This is a genomic window from Methylophilus sp. Q8, assembly GCF_000800115.1.
Classification (GTDB): domain Bacteria; phylum Pseudomonadota; class Gammaproteobacteria; order Burkholderiales; family Methylophilaceae; genus Methylophilus.
On sequence record NZ_JUHE01000001.1, the window covers coordinates 203,962 to 215,848 of the forward strand.

Genomic DNA, 11,887 nt, shown 5'->3' on the forward strand with positions numbered 1-11,887 from the left:
ATGCTTTACATGATTTACGCCCAAGACACTGCTAACAGTCTGCCGCTGCGGCTGGAACATCGCCCGCCACATCTGGCACGCTTGCAACAGCTACAGAATGAAGGGCGCTTGCTACTCGCCGGGCCATTACCCGCCATTGATAGCGTAGACCCTGGTGCAGCCGGGTTTAGCGGTAGCCTAATTGTGGCAGAATTCGATTCTTTACAGGCAGCCACCAACTGGGCCAACGACGACCCTTTCGTGCATGCAGGCGTCTATGGCAAGGTAGAAGTCAAACCATTCAGAAAGACGCTGCCATAACATGTTAAAAGCAGAAATCGAGCAACGTTTGCAGCCGCTGGCACCTACACTTCTTGAGATACAGGATGACAGTGAACTGCATCGCGGACATGCAGGGAACACGGGCGGCGGGCATTTCACGCTCACGGTAAAAAGCTCGCTATTTTCAGGAAAATCACAGATAATGCGGCATCGCATGGTCTATCAATGCTTACAAGATTTAATGCCTCATCGTATACACGCGCTCAGTATTCAGGCCCTATCGACTGATGAGTCATTTAGTTGAAACATTTCTGTTTTTTAATATCGCACCAATTCAAATCGTTATATAAGGATATTGCATGAAATTTTTGAAAGTAATGTTGGCGATTGCTTGCTTAAGCGCACTGCCACATGTATACGCGGCCGATGCCGATGCGGTTGCCACAGTCAATGGCAAACCAATTAAAAAAACCTGGGTAGACTTTATTTTACGTGATGCTGAAGCACGTACCGGCCAGAAAGCCAATGACGGCATGAAAGCCGCCGTGGTCAACGAGTTGGTGGGTTCAGAACTGGCTTACCAGGAAGCGCAAAAAGCTGGCATCGACAAACTGCCTGACTTTATCGCAAGCGAAGAACTGGCACGTCGTAAATTGCTGGTCAACGCATTCCTGGCTGATTTCATCAAGAAAAATCCAGTGACCGATGCCGAGAAAAAAGAAGGCTACGAACAGTATAAAAAAGAGCTGGGCGACAAAGAATATAATGCGCGCCACATTCTGGTAAAAACTGAAGCAGAAGCCAAAGCCATTATTGCCGACCTGAAAAAAGGCACTGACTTTGCGAAAATTGCTAAAGAGAAATCACAGGATCCAGGTTCTAAAGACAAAGGTGGCGATCTGGGCTGGTTCTCACCTGCTGGCATGGTAAGACCATTTGCCGAAGCACTGGTTGGTTTGAAAAAGGGCGAAACAACGCCTGAGCCAGTACAGTCACAATTCGGCTGGCATGTGATTAAGCTGGTGGATACTCGCGCACTGCAAGCACCGCCTTATGAAAAAGTGCAAGAAGGCATTGAGCGTACTTTGCAGCAGCGTAAATTGGAAAAATACATGTTGGGCCTGAAAGACAAAGCAAAAATTGATGTCAGCGGCATCGAGAAGAAGTAATCAAAACCACTTGTAACAAATCAATAAAAAAGCCAGTTTAGACTGGCTTTTTTATTTGCCGCGCATCGCATCTGCATAAGGCTATCACCCGCCAGACCCGCACAGAAACATTCCTTTGCCCGTCAATCTGAGATAAAATCAAGAATTATTCTCATTTGTAATATGCACATGCATCTTGACGCCCTCAAACCCGGCCAGTCTGCCATGATTGATCGCATCCATGCTGAACAGGCCTTGTCACAACGCCTGAGCGCTTTGGGTTTCCGGTCTGGCAAACAGCTGGAAGTCATCCGCCAGGCCGCGTTCAATGGCCCATTGCATGTACGCATCGGCTCGACAGACGTCATTATCCGCCTGCAGGATGCCAAAGCCATCCATGTGCACCTTCTCTCCAACCAGACAGAATCCATCACTGCATGAAACGTGTTGCCCTGCTCGGAATGCCCAACACGGGCAAATCCACCCTGTTCAATCGCTTAAGCGGCGCGTCCGCCCGGGTCGGCAACTGGCCAGGGATTACTGTGGATTTAATGAGTGCCAAAATACTGCTGGGCGGCCATATTGCTGAACTGGTAGATTTGCCCGGCCTGTATGATTTGCATGGTTTCTCAGATGATGAGCACGTCGTGCGTCATTTTCTCAGCCACCACCCGGTCGACCTGGTGTTGATTATTTTAAATAGCGCCCAGATTGACCGCCAACTATCGCTCGCTTTGCAAATTCGCGCCCTCGGCTTACCTGCAGTATTGCTGCTGAATATGGAAGACGAAGCCAAACGCGCAGGCATTACGATTGACGCACAAGCAATGAGCAAGCAACTGGGCATACCCGTGCGCACCATTAGCGCCAAATATGGCCAGGGCTGCCCTGAGGCATTGCAACTGGCGGCACAAACGATCCTGCAGCAACCTAACCTGGTCACGCCAGAAACCATTGCGGGCAAGCTGGAGATGGACAATGTCATCGAGCAGGAAATGCACCAGATTATTGACCGCACCGTGCATTTTCCGCTGCAACTCAACCACTCACTGACCGACCGCCTGGACAAGGTACTGTTACACCCATGGCTGGGCTTGCCACTCTTCCTGCTTTCAGTGTTCCTGCTGTTTCAGTTTATTTTTACCGTTGGCGCCCCGTTACAAGAGGGCATGGCATGGCTGTTTGACAGCTTGCGCAGCACGGCGTTAGAACCACTGCTGGCCAGTTTGCCCACCTGGTTAAATGGCTTGCTACTGGACGGCCTGTATACAGGGTTTAGCACGGTGGCCGCGTTTGTGCCAATTATTGTCCTGTTCTTTTTAGTCATGAGCATGGTCGAAGATAGCGGTTATTTATCACGTGCCGCCTTTCTCATGGATACCCTGATGGCAAAAATGGGCCTCGATGGCCGTGGTTTTGTCATGATGCTGATGGGCTTTGGCTGTAACGTGCCCGCCTTGATGGGCACGCGCGTCATGCGTAGCCGCCCCATGCGCTTGCTGACCATGCTGACTATCCCACTGTCCCTGTGCTCGGCCAGATTACAGGTATTCCTGTTTATCATTGCCATCCTGTTCCCGCCCTCACAAGCCGCACTGGTACTGTTCTCGCTCTACCTGGTCAGTTTCGCCACGATTTTCATCACTGCCATCCTGTTCAAAGGCAAATTTGCCAGCCGCGAACCGTTTGTACTCGAACTGCCGCCGTATCGCTTTCCTACCCCGCAACAAATCTGGATGCGTGGCTGGCAAGAGGTGAAACACTTTCTGTCACGTGCAACCAAATTTATCGTCATTGGCGTGGTCATGGTCTGGCTGCTCACACACCTGCCTACCACTGCCGTGCCGGCCAGTGCCGAGACCTGGGCTGGCAGCATAGGCCGCTTCTTTGCACCAGTGCTGGACCCGATTGGCATTGACACCCATCTGGCAATTGCCTTGATCTTTGGCTTTGTCGCCAAGGAAATCGTCGTCGGTTCGCTAGCCGTCATTTACGGCTTGCAAGGCGATGCGCTCAGCCAGCAGATCGCAGCCAATATCGACTGGGTACAAGGCATGAGCTTTATGCTGTTCACGCTGATTTATACGCCCTGCCTATCCACTATTGCTACCCTTAAATCCGAAAGCAAAAGCAGCGGCTTTATGTGGCTATCACTCACCTGGTCATTAGCACTGGCGTGGGTTGTGAGCTTTGCGTTCTACCAAAGTGCCCGCGCGCTGGGTTACTAGTGCCTACCATTCTCAATCGGCCACCTATGCGTGGCCGATTTTATTTGGGATTCGATTAGCCCTGCCAGACGACGCGCTTTCTGTTAAAATGACGGTTTGAATTTTCATTGAAAAATCCAACCGTCACATGTCCAGTCAAGCGCATTTTTTTAGTCTGCGCGGCAGCGCCGCCCTCTCGCAATTCCGTCTCGATAAACTGTATAGCGCCCTCAACATCAGCGCACCGAATATCGCCCATATTTATACCGAGTTTGTACATTTCGCCTTTAGCGAAACGGCATTGAGTGCCACTGAACAAGACACCTTGCGTCAGATTCTGACTTACGGCCCGCATACGGATATCGAATCACCAACTGGCGAATTGCTGTTGGTGACACCACGCATAGGCACCATTTCACCATGGGCCTCACGTGCCACTGATATTGCCCATAACTGCGGCCTCAGCAGCCTGCTGCGCCTGGAGCGCGGCATTGCCTACTATGTGACAACAAAAAATGGTCAGCCACTCACCGAGACCGAAAAACAGGCCTTGCGCACAGCAATTCAGGACCGCATGACAGAAACGGTGATCTACCGCCTGGCTGATGCCGAAAAACTGTATCACCACGCCGATCCTAAACCGCTATCCAGCGTGGACATCCTGGCCGGTGGCAAGGCCGCGCTCGAAGCTGCCAACAGTGACATGGGGCTGGCTTTATCGCCGGACGAAGTTGACTATCTGCTGGAAAATTACACAAAAATGGGCCGCAACCCGACCGATGTCGAGCTGATGATGTTTGCCCAGGCCAACTCCGAACACTGTCGCCACAAGATTTTTAATGCCGACTGGGTGATTGATGGCGTACAGCAGGAATTGTCGCTGTTCAACATGATCCGCAATACGCACAAACTGCACCCTGGCCACACCGTTGTAGCCTATTCGGATAACTCGTCGATTGTGCAAGGACAGAAAACCAAGCGTTTCTACCCTTCTGCCGACCAGAGCTACCAGTTTGTAGAAGACAATATGCACTACCTGATGAAGGTAGAAACGCATAACCACCCGACCGCGATTTCACCGTTTGCCGGTGCCGCAACGGGTGCAGGTGGTGAGATCCGTGACGAAGGCGCAACGGGCATTGGCTCGAAACCCAAAGCAGGCCTGGCTGGCTTCTCGGTGTCTAACCTGAATCTGCCTGACTTTACCCAACCCTGGGAAACCACCTACGGCAAACCAGGCCGTATCGCCAGCCCGCTGCAAATCATGATAGACGGCCCCTTAGGTGGTGCCGCTTATAACAACGAATTTGGCCGTCCCAACATTGCCGGTTATTTCCGTACCTTTGAGCTGGAAACAAGCACCACAGACGGACAATCAGAAGTGCGCGGTTATCACAAGCCCATCATGCTGGCCGGTGGTGTCGGTAATATTTCTGACAGTCATAGCTTTAAAAATAGCATCCCTCCTGGCTCAGCCCTGATTCAACTCGGTGGCCCGGCCATGCTGATTGGCCTGGGTGGCGGCGCAGCCTCCAGCATGGACACCGGTGCCAACACAGAAAACCTGGACTTTGACTCGGTGCAACGTGGCAACCCTGAGCTACAACGCCGTGCGCAAGAGGTCATCGACCGTTGCTGGCAAATGGGCGATAAAAACCCGATTTTGAGCATTCACGACGTCGGCGCTGGTGGTATTTCCAACGCCTTCCCAGAACTGGTGAACGACGCCAAAGTCGGTGCAGTGTTCCAGCTGCGTGACGTACACAACGAAGAGCCTGGCATGAGCCCGCGCGAATTGTGGAGCAACGAAGCGCAGGAGCGCTACGTACTTGCCGTCACACAAGACCAACTGCCATTATTTGAAGCGATTTGTGAACGCGAGCGCTGTCCTTTCGCGGTGGTGGGTGTGACTACTGAAGAACGTCATTTAACCGTGGAAGACACGCACTTTGCCAACAAGCCAGTCGATATGGAGCTTTCTGTATTGCTGGGCAAACCGCCAAAAATGTTACGTGACGTCAAGTCCGTGCAAAAATCACTGCCTGCCTTTGATACCAGCAATATAGACTTGAACGATGCCGTGGCACGCGTACTGCGTTTACCAGGCGTGGCCGATAAAACCTTCCTGATTACCATCGGTGACCGCAGTGTAACCGGCCTGATCGCGCGCGACCAGATGGTCGGCCCATGGCAAGTGCCGGTCAGCAACGTGGCGGTGACTTGTGCCGGGTTTGAAACCAATATTGGCGAAGCCTTTGCCATCGGCGAAAAAGCGCCACTGGCGCTGATTGACGCCCCGGCTTCCGGCCGCATGGCGATTGGTGAGGCCATTACCAACATTGCTGCCGCCTCGATTAGCGAGATCGGCAACCTCAAACTGTCTGCCAACTGGATGGCCCCTGCTGGCCATGTTGGTGAAGATGCCGCACTGTATGCCACCGTGAAAACGGTCGGTATGGAATTGTGCCCGGCACTCGGCATCAGCATCCCGGTCGGTAAAGACTCCATGAGTATGAAAACCGTGTGGCAAGACAATGGCGAAAATAAAGCCGTTACCGCACCCATCTCGCTGGTGATTTCTGCGTTTGCCAATACGCCGGATGTGCGCAAAACTCTGACGCCACAACTGCGTACCGACTTAGGCGACAGCGAACTGATCCTGATCGACCTCGGCAACGGCCGCAACCGTATGGGCGGCTCAGCCCTGGCGCAAGTTTACAAGCAACTGGGCAATACCGTGCCGGATGTCGATCAACCAGCGCAATTGAAAGCGTTTTTTGCCGCTATCCAGCAATTGAACAGTGACGGCAAGCTACTGGCCTACCATGACCGCTCTGACGGCGGCCTATATGTGACGCTGGTAGAAATGGCCTTTGCTGGTCATTGTGGCCTTAATATCGATTTGTCCAGCCTCAATGGTGACACAATCAGCGCCCTATTTAACGAAGAGCTAGGCGCCGTGGTACAAGTGCGTGCAGCGGATGCCGCCGCGATTGCAGCGCAACTGCAACAGGCGCTGGGCGCCTGTGTACATCGCATCGGCCAGGTCAACGCGGGCCATGACATTGCGATCAAACAAGGCAACACGCAATACCAAGCTTCACGTATTGAGTTGCACCGTATGTGGTCTGAAACCACTTACCGCATGCAAAGCCTGCGTGATAACCCGACCTGTGCGCAACAAGAATATGACCGCATCCTCAATGCTGACGATGCCGGTTTGCATGCCAAGCTGACGTTCGACCTCAACGACAATATCGCTGCGCCGTATATCAACACTGGTAAACGCCCGAATATGGCGATTCTGCGTGAGCAAGGCGTCAACGGCCAGACCGAAATGGCCGCGGCGTTTGACCGCGCCGGCTTTAACAGTGTTGATGTGCATATGAGCGACGTCATTAGCGGCCGTGTGTCCCTTAAAGACTTTGCTGGCCTGGTCGCCTGTGGTGGCTTCTCTTACGGTGACGTGCTTGGCGCCGGTGAAGGCTGGGCCAAGTCCATCTTGTTCAACAGCCGCGCCCGTGATGAATTCAGCGCCTTCTTTAACCGTGCCGATACCTTTGCACTGGGCGTGTGTAACGGTTGCCAGATGATGAGCAACCTGCACAGCATTATTCCTGGTGCAGAGCACTGGCCGCATTTCGTGCGCAACAAGTCCGAACAATTTGAAGCACGCGTGGCGCTGGTCGAGATTCTATCCTCGCCATCCATCTTCTTTGATGGCATGGCAGGCAGCCGTATGCCGATTGCTGTGGCGCATGGCGAAGGTTTTACGGAATTTACTGATGCCAGCGCTGTCACAAGTGTGCTACAACAGCAACTGGCAACTGTGCGCTATGTTGACCATGCTGCGCAAGCGACCGAGGTCTACCCGTTTAACCCGAATGGTTCGCCACAGGGCTTGACCGGTTTCACTACGCAAGACGGCCGTTTCAGCATCATGATGCCGCATCCTGAACGTGTATTCAGGGCTGTACAACACTCCTGGCGCCCTGATGGATGGCAAGAGGACGGCCCTTGGATGCGCATGTTCAGGAATGCACGCAAGTTTGTGGGTTAAGCGAAACCAAGCGCAAGACTAACGGTTTCGCCATTAAAATAAAGTGGTTATTTTTAAAAATGAAAATCAGGTGTTTGGAGAGATTATGAAATCAGTTAAGTTTTTAGTGGCCTTGTTCTCACTGTCATTTGCCTTACAGGCATTTGCCTTGTCAGATGAGGAGTACATGGAGTTTACCGAGGCACTCACCGGTGGTAACGTGAAAGTGGTCAAAAAGTTTGTTGAAGCTGACCCGACCTTGGTAAAACAGAAATTCTTTGCCTGGGAGCCACTGCAAATGGCGGCATCAAAAGGCAAGCTGGACGTGGTGAAATACCTGGTGTCCAAAGGCGCTGACCTGAACTATGTGCACCCGGCCAGCCATAATACGGCGTTCCATATGTCTGCATTTATTGGTGATACCGCTACCATGAAATACCTGGCTTCTGCGGGTGCGGATGTGAACATCAAACTCAAAGGCGATGTATCCCTGGTGCGTTACTTCAAAGAAGAAAATGACCAGAAAATGGTCGACCTGCTGACTGAACTTGGCACCAAAAACGATGGCTGTCAGGAAGAAAAATGCTTTTAATCGCTAGCAACTCGCAACGATATTAAACAAAAACGGTCATGAGATTCATGGCCGTTTTTGTTTTAAGGCAATTGTTTTGAGGCTGTGTAACCATAGTCACTCACGCCTCGGCATCCATTTAGAATAATGTGATACATCAATATCACTCACAATCAATCCTGGGGGAAGCATGAAGCAGATATACGCGCGTATTCTATGGGCTTGCATTGCAATATGGTCGCTATCGACGCATGCAGAAGACTCGTCGGCCATTCATACCCTGGCGGCCTCTTGCGCGGCTTGCCATGGGCCCAATGGCAATAGCCTGGGCGGCACACCTACGCTGGCAGCCCTCAATCAAGCCTATTTTGTGCAGCGCATGCAGGGCTTTAAAGATGGCTCGGTGACTTCTACCGTCATGCATCATCACGCCAAAGGGTTAACTACAGAAGAAATAACCGCCCTGGCCAGCTATTTCGCACAACAACCCAGACAAACACCACACGCGTTACCACATCAATCATTCCTGGGGGCACAATAATGCAGCCGGACTCCATATTGACCACCACCCTCACCTCTCGCAGGCAATTTGTGCGCTCAGTGATTTATGGCGGACTCGCCTTTTATGGCCTGCCCGCTTTTGCCCGCGCCAGCAAGCCGCCCCTAGGCCATGTAGTGATAGTCGGCGCAGGGTTTGCAGGCCTCACCGCCGCCAAATACCTACGCGCCTGGAGCATGGGCAACCTCAAAGTCACCATCATTGAGCCTAATCCGCAATTTATTTCCTGCCCGCAAAGCAATCTGGTGCTAGGTGGTAGCCGCACGCTGGATCAGCTGAGTTTTGCTTATGACTTATCACGCAAACAACATGGGCTGCACTGGATACAAGACAGTGTGACCTCGGTTGATCTTGTGAATAAACAAGTGCAACTCGCGCGTGGCAATCTCAGCTACGACCGCCTGATACTCGCACCTGGTGTTGATTTCAATTACAGCAAGATTCCTGGCATGTCTGCCCCGGTCGCCGATATTCCGCATGCATGGAAAGCGGGCAAACAAACGCTGCAACTACTGCAGCAACTGGAGAGCATGCCTGATGGAGGCGTGTTTGTGATGACCATTCCAACCGGCGCTTACCGCTGCCCGCCCGGCCCTTATGAACGGGCCTGCCAGGTCGCGCATTATTTCAAACAGCACAAACCGCGCAGCAAAGTGATTATCCTGGATGCCAATGCCGACATCACCTCCAAAAAGGGCTTGTTTTTGCAAAGCTTCAATGGTGCCTACCAGGGCATCATTGAATACCATAACAATAGCGAAATCCTGCAACTGGATGCTGCCAGCAAAACCATCAAAACTGATTTTGAAACGGTGAAAGCAGATGTGCTGAATGTGATTCCGCCACAACTGGCGGGCAAGGTCGCGCAAGTGGCAGACCTGAATAATGTCGATGGCCGCTGGTGCGAAGTTGACTTTGTGACGTATGCATCGAGCCTGCAAGCTGATGTACATATCATCGGCGACAGTATTTCGGCAGGCTTGCCAAAATCGGCGCATATGGCCACCTCGCAAGCCAAAGTGTGCGCTGCCGCCATCATAGACCTGCAAACTGGCAATGCCCCCAACCCGCTGCCTGTGTTCGCAAACACTTGCTACAGTTTTGTCGACAACCAGCAAGCCATGCACGTGGCCAATGTGTATCGTTATGACCCAGCCAAGAAATCCATGGTATCAGCCGAAGGTGGTGGCGTTTCGCCCAAAGCCAGCGTGCAGGAAGGCGAATACGCACAAGCCTGGGCAGAAAACATCTGGGCAGACACATTGACATGATGGCAGCACACGCCCAAACCTCTTCCCCCAATAAAGTTTCGCGCTTACTGTTGATCGCATTGACAGGGTTGTGCATGGCAATTGGTTTGCACTATGCCATGGCACAAACACCAGAGGTGGATGCTGCTTTATCGACGCTGGAAGTCCCCGCCGGACTCAAGATAGAGCGATTTAGTGATGTCAGCACCTTGGGAGCGCCACGCATGCTGGCGCTGGACACACAGGGACGGCTATTGGTCAGCTTATCTGATACCGGCCGTATCGTGCGCTTAAACGCGCAAGGGGAAGCAGAAGTCATTGCCCAAGGCCTCAATGCACCACACGGCATCGCGCTATTAGGGGAAGACTTATTGGTGGCAGAACAAACCGGCGTAGTCAAACTGTCGAAACAAGGCGATGGCTGGGGCGCCCCGCAACCGTTTATCCGCAACCTGCCTAGCGGTGGCCATAGCCTGAAAACACTCAAAATCTCGCCGGACGGTTATCTGTTTATCAATGTCGGCTCCAGTTGCAATGTTTGTGTTGAAGACAATCCTACGCGCGCCACGCTATTGCGCTACACCCTGGATGGTCGCCCTGCCGGGGCCTTGCTGACCGTTGGCCGCCATGCGCAAAGTGCAATCTGGGCACGTGGCCTGCGTAACAGCCAAAGTTTTGCCTGGCAACCACAAAGCGGAGAGATGTTTGCCACCAACAATGGCGCTGATAATCGCAGCGGACAGAAAAATGGCAATATCGATGATGACTTGCCACCAGAACACCTGAACAAGATTGAAGCAGGCCAGCACTATGGCTGGCCGTATTGCTGGGCTAACCTTGTGCAGCCCGGGCAACTGATGCAAGACCCCAACGTTGTTGGCGAAACAGGTGCTTGCCAACAGGCGCAAGCGCCCGTACTAACACTCCCCGCACACAGTACGCCCATAGGCATCACTTTTTTGCATCAAAGCCGGTTAGCAGGCGACACCCAACAGGATGCGATTGTGGCCTTGCATGGTTCTTGGAACCGCAAACAACCCAGCGGCTACGCCTTGCTGCGTGTACAATTCAGGAACCAACAGCCCGTGGCAAGCGTCCCATTCATTAGTGGCTGGCTGCAAGGAAAACGAGCCTGGGGACGACCGGTAGATGTGATCGTCGGTGCCGATGGCTGGCTATATGTGTCAGATGACCTGACCGGCTGGATTTACCGTATTCGCAACCTGTAGCCACCGCTGCAAGGATATTTTCAGGAGCAATATATGAAACGCATTTTGTTGTCTATCAGTAGCGCACTCTGCCTGGGCTGGATCAGCCTTAGCCAGGCGGGTACGCAACCGGCTTTGGTCATTCAGGTGCCAGAGTCTTTTTACCAGCATCCAGTACGCCTGTTGAATCCCTACCTCAACTATTGGCATAACCGTGCCGAAGCAGCTGAAGCTGTCGGCTTGAGCAGCTTTCAGGCGCAAAACTTTACCACCTCAAGTTGTGAGGCCGAAGCCAAAGGCCAGGCGCTGGTAGTGATTGAACCCAATATGTTCTATAACCCGCAAACGGGTGTTTTTTACAGCGAAATCACTGCCAAGGTGTATAACCAGCCTGCCGCAGACAGTGCTCTGGGAAAACCGCTGCTGACAGTCAAGGGCGAAGGCCAATCACGTGGCTGGCTGACTTACAATGTGGAGCACTCGACACACAAGTCTTACCAGCAAGCGTTTGACCAGGTAATTCAGCAATTGCAGCAGAATCCTGCTTTCCAGCAATCCCTGGCACAAGCACCGGTACAAACCTACGAGGCTTTGTGCAATAGTATTAATACCTTATCCCAACCTAAAGCCTTTTTCTAGGAGTG

At 52.5% G+C, this 11,887-nt stretch carries 11 protein-coding genes; all 11 read left to right on the forward strand.

The features are described from left to right. The 11 genes from GQ52_RS01060 (at position 1) to GQ52_RS01110 (ending at position 11,882) form a co-directional block, all read left to right on the forward strand. Positions 1-300, forward strand: coding sequence for a YciI family protein (locus tag GQ52_RS01060; RefSeq protein ID WP_019881685.1), 300 nt, complete (start codon positions 1-3; stop codon positions 298-300). Position 301: 1 nt separating this feature from the next. Further along, positions 302-565, forward strand: a complete 264-nt coding sequence (locus GQ52_RS01065) for a BolA family transcriptional regulator (RefSeq protein ID WP_033425676.1) — start codon at positions 302-304, stop codon at positions 563-565. A gap of 55 nt (positions 566-620) precedes the next feature. Next, positions 621-1,430: a peptidylprolyl isomerase gene (locus tag GQ52_RS01070; protein WP_019881684.1), complete on the forward strand. Its 810-nt coding sequence runs from the start codon at positions 621-623 to the stop codon at positions 1,428-1,430. A gap of 162 nt (positions 1,431-1,592) precedes the next feature. Beyond that, entirely contained in the window at positions 1,593-1,850 is a 258-nt protein-coding gene (locus tag GQ52_RS01075) for a FeoA family protein (protein ID WP_019881683.1), read from the forward strand. After that, positions 1,847-3,637 (forward strand): ferrous iron transport protein B, encoded by a 1,791-nt coding sequence (gene feoB / locus GQ52_RS01080; RefSeq protein WP_047514351.1) that lies wholly within the window; start codon positions 1,847-1,849, stop codon positions 3,635-3,637. Before GQ52_RS01075 ends, feoB begins: the two co-directional genes overlap by 4 nt. A 127-nt stretch (positions 3,638-3,764) precedes the next feature. Continuing rightward, on the forward strand, positions 3,765-7,676 hold the full coding sequence (gene purL, locus GQ52_RS01085; RefSeq protein ID WP_047514354.1) for a phosphoribosylformylglycinamidine synthase: 3,912 nt from the start codon (positions 3,765-3,767) through the stop codon (positions 7,674-7,676). An 85-nt stretch (positions 7,677-7,761) separates the two neighbouring features. Beyond that, a complete protein-coding gene (locus GQ52_RS01090; protein ID WP_024929669.1) occupies positions 7,762-8,247 on the forward strand; it encodes an ankyrin repeat domain-containing protein in 486 nt (161 codons plus the stop codon). Positions 8,248-8,416: 169 nt separating this feature from the next. Beyond that, positions 8,417-8,767, forward strand: coding sequence for a c-type cytochrome (locus tag GQ52_RS01095; protein WP_047514357.1), 351 nt, complete (start codon positions 8,417-8,419; stop codon positions 8,765-8,767). Next, positions 8,767-10,056, forward strand: coding sequence for an NAD(P)/FAD-dependent oxidoreductase (locus GQ52_RS01100; protein ID WP_047514360.1), 1,290 nt, complete (start codon positions 8,767-8,769; stop codon positions 10,054-10,056). Before GQ52_RS01095 ends, GQ52_RS01100 begins: the two co-directional genes overlap by 1 nt. Beyond that, entirely contained in the window at positions 10,053-11,264 is a 1,212-nt protein-coding gene (locus GQ52_RS01105) for a PQQ-dependent sugar dehydrogenase (protein WP_047514363.1), read from the forward strand. Before GQ52_RS01100 ends, GQ52_RS01105 begins: the two co-directional genes overlap by 4 nt. A 33-nt stretch (positions 11,265-11,297) precedes the next feature. Next, positions 11,298-11,882, forward strand: a complete 585-nt coding sequence (locus GQ52_RS01110; RefSeq protein ID WP_019881676.1) for a hypothetical protein — start codon at positions 11,298-11,300, stop codon at positions 11,880-11,882. The last annotated feature ends 5 nt before the right edge of the window (positions 11,883-11,887 follow it).